Origin of the sequence: Parafrankia colletiae, from assembly GCF_001854655.1 — a bacterium.
GTDB lineage: Bacteria > Actinomycetota > Actinomycetes > Frankiales > Frankiaceae > Parafrankia > Parafrankia colletiae.
In genome coordinates this window covers 71,432-88,865 of record NZ_MBLM01000134.1, presented here as the reverse complement: position 1 = coordinate 88,865, position 17,434 = coordinate 71,432, and the positions used below count along the sequence as shown (strand labels likewise).

General features: G+C 72.3%; 13 protein-coding genes. 10 read left to right on the top strand and 3 right to left on the bottom strand.

Annotated features, from left to right (window positions below; all coding sequences use genetic code 11):
- Window positions 1-204 precede the first annotated feature (204 nt).
- Window positions 205-792: an NADAR family protein gene (locus CC117_RS22610; RefSeq protein WP_071087353.1), complete on the bottom strand. Its 588-nt coding sequence runs from the start codon at window positions 790-792 to the stop codon at window positions 205-207.
- A 152-nt stretch (window positions 793-944) separates the two neighbouring features.
- Entirely contained in the window at window positions 945-2,636 is a 1,692-nt protein-coding gene (locus CC117_RS22605) for an ABC-F family ATP-binding cassette domain-containing protein (RefSeq protein WP_071087351.1), read from the bottom strand.
- A 563-nt stretch (window positions 2,637-3,199) separates the two neighbouring features.
- Here CC117_RS22605 and CC117_RS22600 point away from each other — a divergent pair.
- Entirely contained in the window at window positions 3,200-4,564 is a 1,365-nt protein-coding gene (locus CC117_RS22600; protein WP_084132596.1) for an ABC transporter substrate-binding protein, read from the top strand.
- A gap of 152 nt (window positions 4,565-4,716) precedes the next feature.
- Here the strand turns inward: CC117_RS22600 and CC117_RS22595 are convergent, their stop codons facing one another.
- Window positions 4,717-5,721, bottom strand: coding sequence for an ADP-ribosylglycohydrolase family protein (locus tag CC117_RS22595; protein WP_071087349.1), 1,005 nt, complete (start codon window positions 5,719-5,721; stop codon window positions 4,717-4,719).
- A 102-nt stretch (window positions 5,722-5,823) separates the two neighbouring features.
- Here CC117_RS22595 and CC117_RS22590 point away from each other — a divergent pair, with 102 nt between their 5' ends.
- The 9 genes from CC117_RS22590 (at window position 5,824) to CC117_RS22550 (ending at window position 17,213) form a co-directional block, all read left to right on the top strand.
- The gene (locus CC117_RS22590) at window positions 5,824-6,300 is read left to right on the top strand and encodes a hypothetical protein (RefSeq protein WP_071087347.1); all 477 of its coding nucleotides are present in this window, start codon (window positions 5,824-5,826) and stop codon (window positions 6,298-6,300) included.
- Window positions 6,297-6,605: a transcriptional regulator gene (locus tag CC117_RS22585; protein WP_071087345.1), complete on the top strand. Its 309-nt coding sequence runs from the start codon at window positions 6,297-6,299 to the stop codon at window positions 6,603-6,605. The genes CC117_RS22590 and CC117_RS22585 overlap by 4 nt, the downstream gene beginning before the upstream one ends.
- 116 nt (window positions 6,606-6,721) lie before the next feature.
- Complete coding sequence (locus CC117_RS22580) at window positions 6,722-8,128, top strand: toll/interleukin-1 receptor domain-containing protein (protein WP_084132594.1); 1,407 nt, start codon at window positions 6,722-6,724, stop codon at window positions 8,126-8,128.
- 124 nt (window positions 8,129-8,252) lie between these two features.
- Window positions 8,253-9,134, top strand: a complete 882-nt coding sequence (locus CC117_RS22575) for an SDR family oxidoreductase (protein ID WP_071087341.1) — start codon at window positions 8,253-8,255, stop codon at window positions 9,132-9,134.
- Window positions 9,135-9,190: 56 nt separating this feature from the next.
- Window positions 9,191-10,285 (top strand): SPFH domain-containing protein, encoded by a 1,095-nt coding sequence (locus CC117_RS22570; RefSeq protein ID WP_241830329.1) that lies wholly within the window; start codon window positions 9,191-9,193, stop codon window positions 10,283-10,285.
- A 270-nt stretch (window positions 10,286-10,555) separates the two neighbouring features.
- Window positions 10,556-12,091 (top strand): substrate-binding domain-containing protein, encoded by a 1,536-nt coding sequence (locus CC117_RS22565; protein WP_071087337.1) that lies wholly within the window; start codon window positions 10,556-10,558, stop codon window positions 12,089-12,091.
- A 219-nt stretch (window positions 12,092-12,310) separates the two neighbouring features.
- A complete protein-coding gene (locus tag CC117_RS22560; protein ID WP_071087335.1) occupies window positions 12,311-13,342 on the top strand; it encodes an ATP-binding cassette domain-containing protein in 1,032 nt (343 codons plus the stop codon).
- On the top strand, window positions 13,339-14,280 hold the full coding sequence (locus CC117_RS22555; RefSeq protein ID WP_116287868.1) for an ABC transporter permease: 942 nt from the start codon (window positions 13,339-13,341) through the stop codon (window positions 14,278-14,280). Before CC117_RS22560 ends, CC117_RS22555 begins: the two co-directional genes overlap by 4 nt.
- A gap of 35 nt (window positions 14,281-14,315) precedes the next feature.
- Entirely contained in the window at window positions 14,316-17,213 is a 2,898-nt protein-coding gene (locus CC117_RS22550) for an FAD-binding and (Fe-S)-binding domain-containing protein (RefSeq protein ID WP_071087333.1), read from the top strand.
- Window positions 17,214-17,434: the final 221 nt, after the last annotated feature.

Genomic DNA, 17,434 nt, shown 5'->3' with positions numbered 1-17,434 from the left:
CCGATCAAGCTCGGCAAGCGGCGGCTTGACACAGGGCAACTCATGCCCCACCCCCACTGACCACTCGCCCAACCTAGCGCCGAAGTGCCTCGATTCGGCAGGCGTTCGACCGGCCTGTGCCCTGTCCCAGGTCGGCCTCGTCCACGTCGGCCCCGGCACTTCGTGGACCCGGCACTTCGTGGACCCGGCCGCGGCCGGTCGGCGTCAGAACGCCGCCGCCGGCGCGGATGCTGCCAGCAGGCCGCGTACCTCCATGAGTGCGAAGCCGAGAAGGTTCAGACCCGGCCAGGCACTCGGGCGCCCCGCTCGTTCGTCGTCGGCAGCTATGCCGATCCCCCAGACGCGGTCCAGCGGACTCGCCTCGACCAGTGTCCGCCGGCTGGTTCCGACGAGGTACTCCCGCAGAGCGGGGTCCTGGCTGAACTTCGCGAAACTGCCGCGCACGACGATGTCGTAACGGCGGCTGGCCCAGATCTCCTCGTCGAAGTCGCGAACCTGGCGGCCCAGCGTCTTCGCCTCACCCGGACTCGCAGCAGCGAGCACCCGTTCGGCGGCTGTCTCGTCGCCGAACAGCCTCGCCTTCTGCTCCATCATGAAGTGCTCGGCGCTGCGATATGTCCTGTCGTCCACAGTGAAATCGGCTGGCCACCACTGACTGAGGCAACCCTTTCCGACGCCGCCGCTCGACGGTGGCCGGTGACCCCAGAAGAACAGGAACTTTGGCAGCGCACCCGTCTGCTCCCACCGTCGCAGTTCGTCCACCGAACGGGGCCATTCGTCGATACCGGGCATGAGACGTGACGTTGTCAGGTCCCGACTACGTACGCCACACCTTTCCTCAGCAGCTCCACCGGCGACTCCTCTGTCGGAACATGGAACGAGCGATGCTCAAGGTGGGCCACGCTCCTCTCGGTAGCAGCCGCGCCAGCCCAACGCCGGGGTGGTCATAGCGGCGACGGCGAGGTGGGGTCCGTGGGCTCGGTGAGCCGGCCGCCGTCGAGGTGTAGCCAGCGCTCCACCCGGATCCGTTGCAGGAAGTGCTCGTCGTGGCTGACGACGACGAACGCGCCCTGGTAGGCGTCGAGGGCGCCTTCCAGCTGGCCGATGGCCACCAGGTCCAGGTTGTTGGTCGGTTCGTCCAGCAGGAGCAGGTGTGGCGCCGGCTCGGCGTGCAGGACGCAGGCCAGGGTGGCACGCAGCCGTTCCCCGCCGGAGAGCGCGCCGACCGGCCGGTCGGCGGCGGTCCCGCGGAACCGGTAGCGGGCCAGCAGGGTCCTCCGCTGCGCCAGTGGTGCCTGCGGGGCGAAGGCGGCCATGTTCTCGGCCACGGTGCGGCCGGGGTCGAGCAGGTCGAGGCGCTGGGAGAGGTAGGCGCACCGCCCGTCGGCGCGCCGGATCTCCCCGCCGGAGGGCGCCAGCCCGCCGTCCAGCAGCCGCAGCAGGGTGGACTTGCCGGCTCCGTTGGGGCCGGTGAGCGCGATCCGCTCCGGGCCCCGGATGGTCAGGTCGATCCCGTCGCCCGAGAAGACGTCCCGTCCGCCGTACCGGACCTGGATCCGCTCCCCGGTGAACACCGTCCGCCCGGCCGGGACGCGGGTGCCGGGCAGATCGAGCACGAGCAGCGGATCGTCGCGCAGCGCCTCCTCAGCCCGCTCGAGCCTGGCCTGGGCCTGCCCGATGCGCGCGGAGTGCGTCTCCTGGGCGCGGCCCGCCGATTCCTGCGCGGACCGCTTGAGCCGCCCGGCGACGATCTTCGGCAGCCCGGCGTCGGCGAGGTTGCGGGCGGCGGTGCCGGCGCGCCGGGCCGCCCGCTCGCGGGCCTGCTGCTGCTCGCGCTTCTCCCGGCGGACGTCCCGTTCCGCGGTGCGGACGTCGCGTTCCGCCACGGCCCGCTCCGCGCGCACCGCCTCCTCGTAGGCGGTGAAGTTCCCGCCGTACCAGCGGATCTCGCCGCGGTCGAGCTCGGCGATGCGGTCCATCCGGTCGAGCAGCGCCCGGTCGTGGCTGACCACGAGCAGACAACCCGTCCAGGAGTCGGCGACGGTCTGGAGCCGGCGGCGGGCCGTCTGGTCGAGGTTGTTGGTCGGCTCGTCCAGCAGCAGGACGTCCGGGCGTCTGAGGAGCTGCGCCGCCAGGCCCAGGGACATGATCTGGCCGCCGCTGAGGGTGCCCAGCGGCCGGTCGAGCGACACCTCGCCGAGGCCGAGGCGGTCGAGTTCGGCGCGGGTCCGTTCCTCGACGTCCCAGTCGTTGCCGATCGTGGTGAAGTGCTCCTCGCCGGCGTCGCCGGCCTCCAGCGCGCGCAGCGCTCGGATCACCGGGGCGATGCCGAGGAGCTCGGCGGTGGTGAGCGCGTCCGCGTCCGCCAGGGGCAGGTTCTGAGGAAGGAAGCCGAGGGTGCCGGCGACCGTGACGGTGCCGGCGGCGGGGCGCAGCTCGCCGGCGAGCAGCCGGAGCAGCGTGGTCTTGCCGGCCCCGTTCGGAGCGACGAGGCCGGTGCGGCCGGCTCCGGCGCTGAACGAGAGGCCGTCGAGGACGGGTGTGCCGTCCGGCCAGGAGAACGACAGGCCCGAGCAGACCACGGACGCGTCGGGCGGGCGGGCGGACGGACGGGTGGCAGCACTGTGGGGGGACATGCGGGCGGCGGACCTCGGATCGCGTGTGCGCGGGCGGCGGCCCCCGACAGCTACGCGTTCACCGCGGGACAGGCAGGCAGTCAGGCGGTGACGGCATCGAGCGGCGGGTGGTGYCCGGCGGAATCGGCAACGGACGCAGGACGGCACACCGGCACGAACGGCGGCGCCATCACGCGCCCGCCCGGCCGGCGGCTCTCCGGGGTTCACCCGGAGATGTCGTCGTCGCCCTCCACGCCATGGCTCCTCGAGGTAGGTTGCCGGCCTCCTGCGCGGGCCGCCGGTCCACGATAGCCGCCGTCCCGGGGGCCCGAAACTCGTTTTCGGCCGGCGCGTGACCTGGAGTGTTGCGGCCCCGGTTGGCCACAGCCGTCCAGCCTGCGGCTTTCCTTAAGTTTCTCTTGTGAAACGGACCGTGGGTCCGTACGGTAGCCGTGCGCATCGGACCGGCGGTCCGGTTCAGCGGGTCGACTGGCTGGGGCGACGGGTCGTGCGGGCGTGCGGGGACACGAGTGCGGCCCTGCAGGCGGACGGCGGATCCCGCGGAGAACCAGACGTCCCGACCGATGACGCGGCACGGCACCTACCGCGAGATGGGGGACATCACCATGCAGGATCCGGGGATCGTGTTCGGCAGCTCCGGGCACCGGTCCGGGCGCAGGAGGCCCGCGGCGCACGCGGCGGGCACGCGCTTAGCGGCGTTAGGAGCGCTGGGTGCGCTGGCCGCGAGCATCTTCCTCGCCGGCTGCGGCAGCGACGACGAGGAGGGCCCGGCCACGGGCGGTACCACTGCGGCCGAGGCGGCCCTGGGCCCGGCCACCCCGACATCGGGTGAACCGGTCCGGATCGGAATCGTCTCGGACGGCCAGGGTCCCGCCGCGGACCTGTCCTACGAGTTCAAGGTCGCCGAGGCGACCGCCAGCTTCCTCAACGAGCACCGTTCCGGCATCGCCGGCCGGCCCATCGAACTCGTCCAGTGCGAGGCCCTGGCCGACCCGGCCAAGGCGACGGACTGCGCCAACCGGATGATCGAGGAGGACGTCGTCGCCGTCGTCGTCGGTTCCTCCGGGGCCGGCGAGCAGATCTGGGAGCCGCTGCACGCCGCGCATGTGCCGGTGATGTTCTACACCGCCAACGGCGCCGGCTCGCTGGGCGACCCGGAGTCGACCTTCATCCTCAGCGACCAGTTCTTCCCGCTCGTCACGCTCCCGGTCCAGGTCGCCAAGGACGAGGGCGCCAAGAAGGTCACGGTCATCGCGATCGACCTGCCCGTCACCACCGGCCTCTACCAGGTCACCCGGCCCATGTTCCAGCGCGAGGGCATCGAGCTGGACGTCATCCAGATCCCGGCGGGCACGGCCGACATGACCCCGCAGGTGCAGCGCATCGTCGACGGCGACCCCGGCATCGTCCAGGTGGTCGGCAGCGACGCCTTCTGCATCAGCGCGTTCAACGGGCTGCGCTCGGTCGGCTACGACGGCCCGCTGGCGGCCATCGCCCACTGCATCACCGACGCGACCCGCGAAGCGGTGCCCGGTGACTTCCTGGAGGGCATGACCATCACGGCGACCGCCCCGATCGGCTCCGACGACCCGGCGATCCGCGTCTTCAACGCCGTGGTGGACACCTACGGCAAGGACATCGACGTCACCGAGGCCGGTGCCGCCGCCATGTTCATCACCTTCTCCGCGTTCCACACCGCGCTGGAGGGCCTCACCGGCGAGATCACCCCCGCCACCGTCACCGCCGCGATCAAGGAGATGCCGGAGAAGGACCTGCCCGGCGCCACCGGCCTGCGCTTCCGCTGCAACGGCAAGGCCTACCCGGCCACCCCGGCCGAGTGCTCCCGCGGCGGACTCCTCACCACCCTGAACGACAAGGGCGAGCCCACCACCTACGAGGCGGTCGGCGTGACCCCGATCGAGGACTGAGGCGACAGCAGCCCGCTGTCCCGAAGTCCGAACGGACGACCTGACTCTCTCCGGCGGAGAGCGGCAGACGCCAGGCACTCGCGTGCGCCCTGATCCAGCGCCCGCGGGTGGCCGGCAGGCTCCCGCCGGACCGGAGCCGGGCTGCCCCCGTTTCAGGCCCCTTCGCCGCGGTCTTCCTGGTCGAGCATGGCTGGAGCGTGGTCGCGCAGGGCGAGTAGCGCCGGGGCGAGCACGTCGATCTCCGGGGCGTACTCCAGCGTGCGGACCCAGCGGTCCGGGACGGCATCCGCGCCGTCCCTGGCGCCGAGCAGACCGCCGGTGATCGCGCCGGTGGTGTCGGCGTCGTCGCCGCGGTTGACCACCGCGACGAGGAGGTCGCCCAGCGGCGCTGACTGTTGGAGCGCCCAGACCGCCGTGGCCAGGGAGTGAATGACGTAGCCGCTGGTGGGAAGGCTGTCGAGCCGGGTCGCCGCGGGGGTGGCGAGGGCGGCGTCGACCTCGCGGTGCCGCACGGGCGGGACGGCGTCGCAGCCTGCCTGGAGTGCGGCGCGGGCCGGCGCGCCGTCGATCAGCGCCGAGACGATCGCGGTGTAGGCGACGCAGGCGTGCACGCAGCGCGGGTCGGCATGGGTGACCGCGCTGATCTCGGCCGACTCGCGGGAGCACGTGGGCGGGTGGGCGCGGGCCAGGCCGGTGGGAAGGGCGCGCATGAGGCTTCCGTTGCCGGCGCCGCCACCCCCGGCCGCGACCAGGGCGGCGGCACCGGCGGCGAGCGGTTCCTCCCCCCGGGCGATGCGTTTCAGGGAGGACTCGGTCATCCGGCCGATGTCGCGGGGCCGGCCGCGGTACCAGCGCAGGAAGTGCTCCGCGAGCGTCGGGAGCTGGTAGCCCTCGGCGTAGGTGCGGGCGACGGCGATGGTCAGGTCGGTGTCGTCGGTTCCCTGGCCGGGGCGCCAACCGAACGGGCCGCCGCCGGTGATCTCCGTGTGGACGCCGTGGCGGGCCCGGATCTCCTCGGGCGCCATGAACTCCAGCGTGGCGCCGAGGGCGTCGCCGGCGGCCAGCCCGAGCAGCGCGCCACGCACGCGCTGGAGCGCGGCCGGCGACGCCGGGGTCCGGGCCGGGGCCGGCGGTCGGGGCGGGGGAGTGGTTGTCATGGTCTCTCCGAGTCTCGCCGTTCTCCGGGGTCGGATTCTCGCGGATTGACTTTCCTGGTAGGAAACTCTAACGTGAGTTTCCTACCAGGAAAGGAGTGGGCGATGGATGAGGTGTCCGCGCAGGAGGCACGTGCCGCCCTCGCGACGGTCGAGCGCGGCCGGCTGAGCGTGGTGGAACGGATCGCCGTCCCGGCCTGGTACTGGTGGTTCGTCGCGGCCGGCTGGGTGGTGCTCGGCATCCTCGGCGACCTGGGGAACCCGTGGGTGACGTCGACGGCGACGCTGCTGTTCGGCGCGCTGCACGCCGGTGTCGCGCCGCGGGTGGTGAGCGGGCGGCACGGTAGCGGCGAGCTCAGCGTCCGGGCCGAGGTCGCGGGCGGTCGCGTCACGGTCGCGGTGCTCGGCGGCCTCGTGCTGCTGACCGGCGTGACGGTCGGGGCCGCGTTCGCGCTGTCCGCCGACGGGAGCGGCCACCCGGCGACCGGTGCGAGTGTGCTCGCGGCGGTCATCGTGCTGCTGGGCGGGCCGATGCTGATCGCGCGGGTCCGGCGCACCGCGCGCCTGGCCGGCGCCCCGTGACCGAGGCACGGTTCGACGAGGTCATCCATCCGGGCACCCGGCTCTCCATCGTCGCGCTGCTCGCCGCCGCGGACTGGGTCGAGTTCGCCTACATCCGCGACCAGCTCTCGCTGTCGGACTCGGCGCTGTCGAAACAACTGTCCACCCTGCAGGACGTCGGGTACGTCCACCTCGACCGTGAGACGAGCGGGCAGCGCCGCCGGGTCCGGGCCCGGCTGACCACGGAGGGGCGGTCAGCCTTCCGCGCGCACGTGGCCGCCCTGCGCGCCATCGTCGCCGCTGCCGACATCCGCGAAACCCTCTGAACCGGCCGGGTGCCCCGCGGGGATACGGCAGGTCGGAATGGTCTGCACTAGAATATCCTGTAGTCCGGGCGACCTGGCCCGCGTGATCAGGCGGCGGGTTCGAGCAGGTCTGGAGCATGATGGCGCTGAACAGGCCCACTGCTTTCCTGAGCTATGCCGATTCGGACGTCGGCTGGGCCGAATGGGTATCGTGGCAGTTGCAGCGCGCTCATTGGACGGTTCGGCTCCAGGCATGGGACTCGGTACCTGGAACCAATGCCGTCAGGTGGATGCACAGCAGCCTGACGACCGCCGACTATCTCATTCTCATCATCTCGCCCGCCTATCTCGCCTCCGAGTGGGGCGGCGTCGAATGGCAGGCTCGCTACGAGCCGGGCACCCGCTCGCTGATCCCCGTTCGGGTCGAAGACTGTGAACCGGGTGGTCTCCTCCGCGCGCTGATCCCCGTCGATCTGGTCGGCCTCGCCGAGGACGAGGCGCGCACCGTGTTGCTGGACGGCCTCGGGGCCGTACGGACAGGCTCGGCCGGGCCGACGGCCGAGCCGGAGTACCCAGGTGGAGACTCCGAGCAGCCGCCACCCTTTCCGGGTGCTCCGACAGACGCACGGTCGGATGCCGGCGCCTCGGCCGGGGCGGGCGCAGCGGCTCGTCCGCCCGGCCGGCGCGGAGCCGTCGACGACGTCCCGGTGCCCGCCCGGCGCGTGGCGCGCCGTGCCGCTGCCGGGCTCTCGGCAGGCGCCGTGCTGGTGGCTTGCGGGCTCATCGCGGCCGTGGCGCTCTGGCTTGGTGGTCTGCGGCCGGATATGGGCGCCGCCGCGGACAGGCAGCCGGAGAGGCGTCCGTCTCAGGGCGGAACTGGTGGGCCAGGCGGCCCATCGCCATTACCGGGCGCAGCACCTCTGACCGTGGCGGTGAATCAGCTCACGCCCGTCTGTGGCTCGGACTGGGTGGCGCCCTGGAAGGTCCCGCCCTCCTCGGCCCCGCTGATCTCCGAGCAGACCGTGGGAGGATGGCGCGACTGGGCTCCCGGCCGGAGTGGTGCGGATGCGTCACCCGGCGACGTGCGGATCACGGTTCAGGGGACGACCGAGGCGCAGGTCATCCTCACCGATCTGAAAGTCAGGGTTGTGCGGCGGGACCCCCCGCTCGCCGGCCGAACCCTGCAGGCGCCGTGCGGAGGTTCCAGCGCATACCGATGGCTGCACGTCGATCTTGACGCGGAACCGCCGCGCGCGGTCTATGTCGAGGACTCCGAGTCCGTAGACGGCGAACCCGACGAGAATCTGCAGCCGATCGAGTTCCCGTACGAGGTCTCACTGACCGATGCCGAAGTGTTTCTGATCATGGCGACGACAGAAGAATGCGACTGCCGCTGGACGGTCGAACTGTCCTGGTCATCCCAGTCCCGGACCGGAACGATCTCGATCGGCGACGATGGTGAACCTTTCCGGACCACCGGCATCAAAAACGCTCCGCCCTGCGCGCTCACCGTTGTGGCTACCAGCCTGTTCCGGTGCCCCTGACGGTTCACCGTCCGGGTTGGAACAGCGAGCAGAGACCCACGCCTGACTGCCTGGACACCGGTGAGCCCGGGCCGGGCGGGCCGGGCCAGCGGGCTGTCGGCTCGGACGTTGATAGCGTCGACGGGTGGTAACGACAGCACAGCCCACGCCCGGTCTGATCGCGGTCACCGGGTCCACCGGGCAGCTCGGTGGCAGGGTCGCGCGTCGCCTGGCCGCGGCGGGTGTCGCCCAGCGGCTGGTGGTGCGGGAGCCGGCACGAGCGCCCCGGCTGCCGGCCGCCACGGTCGCCCGTGCGTCGTTCGGGGAGCACGACGCGGCCCGTGAGGCACTGGCGGGGGCTGCGACGGTGCTGATGATCTCGGCCGCGGAGACGCCCGACCGGGTCGCCCAGCACACCACCTTCATCGACGCCGCCGCGGCGGCCGGTGTCGAGCATCTGGTCTACATCTCGTTCTACGGGGCGGCCCCGGACTGCACCTTCACGCTGGGGCGGGACCACGCCGCGACCGAGCGGCATCTGCAGGGCTCCGGGCTGCGGTACACCGTGCTGCGCGACAACCTCTACGCCGACTTCCTGCCCGCGCTCGTCGGGCCGGACGGGGTCATCCGCGGCCCGGCCGGAGACGGGCGGGTCGCCGCGGTCGCCCAGGACGACATCGCCGACGCTGCCGTGGCCGTGCTGCGCGACCCGCCCCGGCACGCGGGCGCGACCTACTCGCTGACCGGCCCGGAGGCGCCGACCCTCCACGACGTGGCCGCGCTGCTCGCCGAGACCACCGGCCGCCCGATCACCTACCGGCCCGAGACGGTCGCCGAGGCGTACGCCTCCCGGGCCGTCTACGGCGCGCCCGGCTGGCAGGTCGACGCGTGGGTCTCGACCTACACGGCGATCGCCGCCGGTGAGCTCGCCGCCGTCACGGACGACGTCCCGGCGCTGACCGGCCGCCCGGCGACCTCCTTCGCCGAGCTTCTGCGACGGGGCGGTCCGGCCTACTCGGCGGAGTAACACCCGCGGGTTCGCCGTGGCCGCCCGGCGACGCGGGCAGTCGGCTGCGCGACACCATGAATGCGTCGGCGCGCGGGATGTGCCGACAGCGCTTCGCCCACACTGGTCGGGATTTGACCACCCGCCAACTCGTTTGTCCCGAGGAGTGGTGCATGCGCTTTCGGTCCTGGAAATCCCGCGTTGGAATCGTTCTGCTCGTCCCGCTCGGTATCTACCTGATTATTCTGGGGTTCAGCTCGTTAGGCTCGTTCGACCGCACGAACGGTGGCGAGGTGGCCGTCGTCCGCAACGGCGGCCCGCTCGACAACCACCGGATCCGGCAGATCATCCAGCCGGCCTCCGGCCGCGTCTGGGTCGGCCTGTACTCCGACGTCCACAAGTATCCCGCGCAGCAGCGTTTCTACACGATCACCGCGAACGAGGGGCAGGGCGACCGGCCCGACCAGGAGGTCGTGCGGGTGCCGTCGAAGGACGGCGTCGAGATGGGCATCGAGGGAACGCTGTACTTCTCCCTCAACACCGATCCGGACGTCCTGCGGACCTTCGACGACAAGTTCGGCACCCGGAAGTTCCGGCTGCTCTCCGACGGAGACGCCTACGCGCCCTATGACGGTGACAAGGGCTGGTCCGCCTTTCTCGACACGATCATCCGGCCGGTCATCGACAACGATCTGCGTGAGCAGATCAACACGTTCGACTGCGCGCAGCTGGTCTCCTCGTGCGCACTGGTGCAGCTCGGCGCGAACCAGACCGTGAATCCGGTCGGCGCCGGCACCCCGCCGGTCGGCTCCACCGAATCGTCGAACGGCAACATCGCCGCGGTCCAGAAGGCCATCAACGAGTCGCTCGCGCGCGACCTGGAGGCGACCCTGGGCGCTCCGTTCCTGGTCGACCTGAAGTTCAACCTGGTACGGATCACCCTGCCGGCACAGGTCCAGGAGGCGGTGAACAAGGCGCAGGCGGCATTCGCCGGGGTGAGCGAGGCCCAGGCACGGGTCGCGCAGGCCCGCGCCGATGCCGAGGCGAACACGATTCGCCAGTCCGGCTACGCCGCCTGCCCGGCCTGCGCGGCGATCGACGAACTCAAGGCGATCCCGCCGAACGTGACGACGTTCGCCCCCGGCGCCGGTTTCGCCATCTCCCAGCCCTGACCGCCCGGTGGTTCGGGGCCACCCGTACGAGAACCGGTAGGCGGTCCGCGGCGACGCGGTCCGCTGAGCAGCCGGGGAGGAACGTGTGCGGATGGCCCCGCGTCGGGCTGCCCGTCCCGCGCCGGCTACCCGCGCAGCACCGGGTGGCCGGATGAACTCACGACGAACTTCTGATGTCCGCCCGAACTGCGCTGCTTCCGGCTCCGAGGAAACCCCTACCTTGATGATCCGACGGGTCGGTTGTGCGGAAACACGGGAGTGAACTGAGGCGTGGGCTGGCTGAGTGCCGAGAACCTCGTGGCCGTCCTGACCGCGATGCTCGGTATCGCCGCGTCCTTCGCGGTCGTCTGGTACGAGCGGCGGGTGCCGCGCCGCCGGCGCATCGGCTACCGCGTCCAGATGGACCTGCCGGTGGGCAGCGACAACCGCAGCGGCGCGGGGCAGGCGGATATCCGGCTCGGTCTGTTCAACGACCTTCCCGACATGGCGGATGCCACGCTCGTCCTGCTGCGGGTCGAGAACGACGGTGCCGAGAGCGTCGCCGACACCGACTACACCAGCCGCGACCTGCACGGACTCACCGTCGTCTTCACCGGCCGCATTGTCCGCGGTGTGGCTGTCACTGTCACCCAGCCCGACGCCGAACACCTGATGGAACACTTCGTGCCGTCGCGGGTAATGCGGGACAGCAGCAACACGATCTACCTCCCGAAGGTCCCGCTCAATCGCGGTCAGCACTACAAACTGCTCGTCCTGCTCACCGGCGGGAGTGTCGGCGACGCGGTGCGGGTCGGCGGCGGGATCCGGGAGGGCGCCGTGGTCCCCAACCGGAGCACGACCGTCGACGACAAACTGCCGCTGTTCAGCCGGGCCGCCCGCCTGATCACCGTGTTGCTCACCGTGTGCGTGACCGTGCTGGCGACCATCATCGTCGTGCGCGGGGACGCCCCTGGGCCCATCGGATGCGCGACCGGGACTCTCACGGTGAACGGCTCGACCGCCTTCGCGCCGGTCATCCAGCGGATCGCGGCCCGGTACGAGGCGGACTGCCCAGGTTCGACGGTCACGGTGGACGCGCGCGGCAGCAACGAGGGGATCCAGAAACTTGTGGACGCCGGGGAGGCCGCGAACGGCGTGCCGCCGGTGATCGCCATCCGCGACGGTGCCGGATCCGATCTCGACCCGAACCTGGAGGGCGACCGTGTCGCGGTCTCCGCCTTCGCGGTCGTGCTGAACGACGATGTGCCGATCACCGACCTCTCCCTCGATCAGCTGCGCCGCATCTACCGGGGGGACGTCGCCGACTGGAGCGAGCTCGGTGGCCCGCGTCTCCCGATCCGGCTCGTGAGCCGGGACGCCAACTCCGGCACGCGCGACCTGTTCCGGCGACGCGTCCTCGACGGGCGCGGTGAACCCGCCTTCAGCTCGCTGGACTGCGAACACCGGAACTCGCCGCACGACACGGTCATCCGCTGCGAACTCGACAGCACCGACCGGGTCCTGAGAACCGTGGCTCGCCTGCCGGGAGCCATCGGCTACAGCGAGCTGCGCACCGCCACCACCATCACCGGCCTGCACACCGTGAGCCTGGACGGGCAGGCGCCGTCGATCGAGGAGATCGGCCGCAGCTCCTATCCCTTCGCGGAGATCGAGTACRCCTTCACCTACGGTCGGCCGGCCGCGGACTCTCTCGTCTCCAGCTTCCTCACCTACCTGACGCAGGGCGCGGGCCAGGGCCTCATGAAGGAACAGGGGCACCTCCCCTGCTACAGCCCGGAGGGCCTCCGTCGCTGCCAGGAGCCCTGAAAACCGTTGGACGGCCTTCCGCCGGCCCCGCATGCTGGTGCCGGCACCAGGCCGTGCACGCATGCGGTTGTGCGTCGATCCTCCACCCGGCGGAGGCGAAAAACTGTCGGTCCCGTCGCGCATGCTTCGGGGGCCGGCGCGAGTCCGGCGCGGCGGAGCTCCGCCGCGCGGGCCCGCACCTGGTCCCAGACCGCAGGCGACGGCAGGAGTAACAAGGTCATGTCAGACAACCGCCTGGCCATCGAGGTGGCCGGCCTGGTCAAGACGTTCGGGAAGACGCGTGCCGTCGACGGGGTGGATCTGGCCGTCCCCGCCGGCGGCGTGTACGGCGTGCTGGGGCCGAACGGCGCCGGCAAGACGACGACGATCCGCATCCTGGCGACCCTGCTCGCGCCGGACGCCGGCACGGTGCGGGTGCTCGGGCACGACGTGGTGCGCGAGGCCGACGCCATCCGCGCCCGGGTGAGCCTGACCGGCCAGTTCGCCTCGCTCGACGAGGACATCACCGGCACGGAGAACATGATCCTGCTCGCCCGCCTGCTCGGCTTCAGCCGGTCGGGTGCGCGGGAACGGGCCACCGAGCTGCTGACGGCGTTCGACCTGACCGAGGCCGCCGGCCGCCAGGTGAAGACCTACTCCGGCGGGATGCGGCGGCGCCTCGACATCGCCGCCAGCATCGTCGTCTCCCCGGACCTGCTGTTCCTGGACGAGCCGACCACCGGCCTCGACCCACGCAGCCGCAACCAGGTGTGGGACATCGTGCGCGCCCTGGTCGCGGGTGGCACGACGGTGCTGCTCACCACCCAGTACCTCGACGAGGCCGACCAGCTGGCCGACCGGATCGCGGTGATCGAGCACGGCCGGGTGATTGCCGAGGGCACCTCCGGCGAGCTGAAGGCCCGGGTCGGTGGCGGCGCCGTGCACGTCCGGCTGCGCGACGCGGAGCGCAGGCCGGAGGCGGCGCGGTTGCTGACAGCGGTGCTCGGGGTGCCGGTGGAGCTGGCGTCCGACCCCGTCTCGCTCGCCGCGACCGTCTCGGACGCCGAGCTCGTCGCCCGTGGGCTGACCGAGCTCACCCGGTCCGGGTTCGAGATCACCGAGTTCGCGCTCGGCCAGCCCAGCCTGGACGAGGTCTTCCTGGCACTCACCGGCCACCACGCCGATGCGGACGGTGGGCCGGGTGGTCGTTCCGAAGCCGCCGGCGCCGGTCTGCCCGCCGCCTCCGCGACGACGAAGGAGCCGGTCGCATGACCACCGCCTCGACCAACGCCACCTCGACCGAGGCTGCTGCAGGGGATGCTGCCTCGACCGGTGCCGTGGCGGATCCGGCCGCCGCGGTGGCCACGCCGTTCGCCACCCCGGAGCCACGGACCCCGGCCGGTGGCATCGACGAGCGGGTGCGGGCGGCCCTGTCGCTGCGCAGCCGGCCGGCGCGGCCGAGTGCGCTCTCGGCCTGCGTGACGTTCGGCTGGCGGGCACTGCTGCGGATCAAGCATGTCCCGGAACAGCTCTTCGATGTCACCGCCTTCCCGATCATGATGACCCTGATGTTCAGCTACCTGTTCGGTGGAGCGCTGGCGGGCTCGACCGACGAGTACATCCAGTTCTTCCTCCCCGGAATCCTGGTCGCGACCGTCATCATGATCACGATGTACACGGGGGTCGGCCTGAACACGGACATCACCAAGGGTGTCTTCGACCGGATCCGGTCGCTGCCGGTCTGGCGGCCGGCGGCCCTGGTCGGCATGATGCTCGGCGACGCCGTCCGCTACACGGTTGCCGCCGTGCTGGTGATCTGCCTGGGTCTGGCGATCGGCTTCCGGCCGGACGGCGGTGTGGTCGGTGTGGTGCTGGGGGTGCTGCTCCTGCTGCTGTTCGCCTTCAGCCTGGCCTGGGTGTGGAACATCCTCGGCCTGGTGATGCGGACTCCCAACGCCGTGATGGGCGCCAGCATGATGGTGCTGTTCCCGTTGACCTTCGGGAGCAACATCTACGTCGATCCGGAGACCATGCCCGGCTGGCTGCAGGCGGCGGTCGACGTCAACCCGATCAGCCATCTCGTGACGGCGGTGCGGGGGCTGATGCACGACACCGTCACCGCGGGGCAGCTCGGGTGGGTGTTCCTGTGGTGCGCGATTCTCGTCGCCGTCTTCGCCCCGATCACGATGCGCCTCTACGCCCGGCGCTGACGCGGGCGGTCAGGTGACCGCGCAGCATGGTGTGTATGACGGACTCGGATGAGCGTGCCGGTGTCTCCGCGGCTCTGCGGGCGGCCGGGCTGGAGGTCCGCGACGACCCCGGAACCAGGGCGATGTATGCGACGGACGCGTCGCTGTACCGCATCCCGCCGCTGGCCGTCGTGCGCCCGCGGCACGTCGACGACGTCGCGTGCGCCCTGGACGTCGCCCGTGCGTTCGGTGTCGGGATCACCGCCCGTGGCGCCGGCACGTCCATCGCGGGCAACGCGATCGGCCGGGGCATCGTGCTCGACTTCAGCCGCCACCTCGGCCGGGTGCTGGAGATCGACGCCGGCACCCGCACCGCCGTCGTCGAGCCCGGCACGGTGCATGCGGTGCTGCAGCGGGCGGCGCTGCCACTCGGCCTGCGGTTCGGGCCCGACCCGTCCAGCCACTCGCGGTGCACCGTCGGCGGGATGATCGGCAACAACGCGTGCGGCAACCGGGCCCTCGGCTACGGCCGCACCAGCGACAACGTGGTGGCGATGACCCATCTGCTGGCCTCGGGGGAGACGCTGCGCACCGGGTACGACGCCGCCGGCGCGCCGGTCGTCGACGGACCCGCGCGGCTGCTGGCCGACCTACGCGCAGCGGCCGGCCGGCACCTCGCCACGGCCCGCACCGAGTTCGACACCTTCGGCCGGCAGCTGAGCGGGTACGCCGTGGCGCATCTGCTGCCGGAGCGGTTCGACCTGGGTCGGGCGCTCGTCGGCTCCGAGGGCACGCTCGGTCTGCTGACCCAGGCCACGGTGCGGCTGGTGAAGGATCCCGAACACCGGGTGGTGGTCGCGATCGGTTTCGCCGACATCGTGCAGGCCGGCGAGGCGGCGCCGGCGGTCGTGGCGTTCGGACCGACGGCGTGCGAGGGGATGGACCAGCGGCTGGTCGACGTCCTGCGCGGCCGGCGCGGTGACACGGCGGTCCCACCGCTGCCCCGGGGGGCCGCCTGGCTGTTCGTCGAGGTCGCGGGCGACGACCACGCCGAGGTGCTCGACCGGGCCGGCGCACTCGCGGCTGCCGGCCTCGGGACGCAGGCCCGGATCGTGACCGACCCCGCCGAGCAGGCCCGCCTGTGGCGCATCCGCGAGGACGGCGCGGGGCTGGCGGGGCGGGCACCATCCGGGCGCCCGGCCTGGCCGGGGCTGGAGGACGCGGCGGTCCCCCCGCAGCGGCTGGGCGCCTACCTCGCACGTTTCGACGAGCTCGTCGCCGCGCACGGGATGACCTGCGCCCCGTATGGGCACTTCGGGGACGGGTGCATGCACGTGCGGCTCGACTTCCCGTTCGACCGCCCCGACGGGCTGCGGGTCCTGCGGGAGTTCCTGACGGCCGCCGCCGGGCTGGTGGCGGAGTTCGGTGGGTCGATCTCGGGTGAGCACGGTGACGGGCGGGCCCGCGGCGAGCTGCTCGCCCGGATGTACTCGGCCGACGCGATCCGCCTGTTCGGCGAGGTAAAGCACGCCTTCGACCCGGACAACCGACTCAACCCCGGGGTGCTGACCGCCCCCGATCCGTTCGACGCCGACGTGCGGATGGTCGGCGTCACCTACCGCCGGGACCTCGCCTTCGCCTACCCGCACGATGGGGGCGACCTGGCGGAGGCCGTCCACCGCTGCACCGGGGTGGGCCGGTGCCGGGCCGACACCCGTACCGGTGGTGGCGTGATGTGCCCGTCCTACCTCGCGACCCGGGAGGAGAAGGACTCCACCCGCGGCCGGGCCCGGGTGCTGCAGGACGTCGTGCGCGGCGACCTGGACTGGCGGGCGCCCGACGTCCACGACGCACTCGACCTGTGCCTGGCGTGCAAGGGGTGCGCGTCGGACTGCCCGACCGGCATCGACATGGCGATGTACAAGGCGGAGGCACTGCACCAGAAGTACCGGCGCCGTGGCTGGCGGCGGCCCGGGTACCGGCTCGGGCTGCGGCCACGGTCGCACTACACGCTCGGCTGGCTGCCCCGGTGGGCGCGGCTCGCCGGGCGGGCACCGCGGCTGGCGAACGCGCTGCCGACGCTCCCGGTTCTCGGCCGGCTCGGGCTGTACCTGGCCGGGGTGGACCGGCGCCGCACCGTCCCGGCGTTCGCGCCGACTCCGTTCCGCCGCTGGTGGGCCGCCCAGCTCGTGGGCGGGCCCGAGGTTGCTGACGGGTCGGGCGGCGGGACCCCGGTGATGTTGTTCGTCGACACGTTCTCCGACCACTTCACGCCGTCAGCGGCCCGGGCGGTCGTGCGGGTGCTGCGCGCGGCGGGCTACCAGCCGCGGATCCCGTCCGCGGGCGCCTGCTGCGGCCTGACCTGGATCACCACCGGCCAGCTCGACACCGCCCGCCGTATCCTCGGCCGCACCGTGACGGAACTGGCGGCCAGCGCCCGCGCCGGCATCCCCATCGTGGGCATCGAACCGTCCTGCACCGCCGTGCTGCGCGCGGACGCCGTCGAGCTGCTCGGCCGGACCGACCACGCCGAGGACGCCCGGCTCGTCGCCGCCGCCACCCGCACGGTGGCCGAGCTGCTGACCGCCACGCCGGCCTGGGCGCCACCCGACCTGACGGGCACCGCCGTCATTGCCCAGCCGCACTGCCACCACCACGCGGTGCTCGGCTGGGCCGCCGACCGGGCCCTGCTCGAACGTGCAGGTGCGCAGGTCACGACACTGGACGGCTGCTGCGGGCTGGCCGGCAACTTCGGTGTGGAGATCGGGCATCACGAGGTGTCAGTGGCGGTCGCCGGGCAGCATCTCCTCCCCGGGCTGGACGCCGCGCCGGGTGCGGTCGTTCTCGCGGACGGGTTCTCCTGCCGCACCCAGATCACCGACCTGCGCGGCCGCCGCGCGCTCCATCTGGCCGAACTACTCAGCCCCGACCCCGGTCCCAGCCCTGGCGCCTGACCGCGCGGCCGGCGGCCGCGCGGCCGGCGGCCGCGCCGAGGGCTACCCGGCGTGGGCGAGGGCCCAGTCCAAGGCGTGGTCGGAGACCTGCTCCCAGCCGGGCTCGGCGCACGTCCGGCGGGCTGGATGAACGTCCCGCCGAACGAGTGGCCCATGATGATCGGTTTCTCGGGCAGCTCGGTGATGACCTTCTCGAGATACGCGAGAGTGTCGGGAACCGT

Bases quoted from the DNA above. Each gene is read 5' to 3' on its own strand.
- CC117_RS22570 (WP_241830329.1), top strand. From the start codon at position 9,191: ATGAATGCGTCGGCGCGCGGGATGTGCCGACAGCGCTTCGCCCACACT.
- CC117_RS22590 (WP_071087347.1), top strand. From the start codon at position 5,824: ATGGATGAGGTGTCCGCGCAGGAGGCACGTGCCGCCCTCGCGACGGTC.
- CC117_RS22595 (WP_071087349.1), bottom strand. From the start codon at position 5,721: ATGACAACCACTCCCCCGCCCCGACCGCCGGCCCCGGCCCGGACCCCG.
- CC117_RS22555 (WP_116287868.1), top strand. From the start codon at position 13,339: ATGACCACCGCCTCGACCAACGCCACCTCGACCGAGGCTGCTGCAGGG.
- CC117_RS22560 (WP_071087335.1), top strand. From the start codon at position 12,311: ATGTCAGACAACCGCCTGGCCATCGAGGTGGCCGGCCTGGTCAAGACG.
- CC117_RS22550 (WP_071087333.1), top strand. From the start codon at position 14,316: ATGACGGACTCGGATGAGCGTGCCGGTGTCTCCGCGGCTCTGCGGGCG.
- CC117_RS22600 (WP_084132596.1), top strand. From the start codon at position 3,200: ATGACGCGGCACGGCACCTACCGCGAGATGGGGGACATCACCATGCAG.
- CC117_RS22610 (WP_071087353.1), bottom strand. From the start codon at position 792: ATGCCCGGTATCGACGAATGGCCCCGTTCGGTGGACGAACTGCGACGG.
- CC117_RS22605 (WP_071087351.1), bottom strand. From the start codon at position 2,636: ATGTCCCCCCACAGTGCTGCCACCCGTCCGTCCGCCCGCCCGCCCGAC.
- CC117_RS22580 (WP_084132594.1), top strand. From the start codon at position 6,722: ATGATGGCGCTGAACAGGCCCACTGCTTTCCTGAGCTATGCCGATTCG.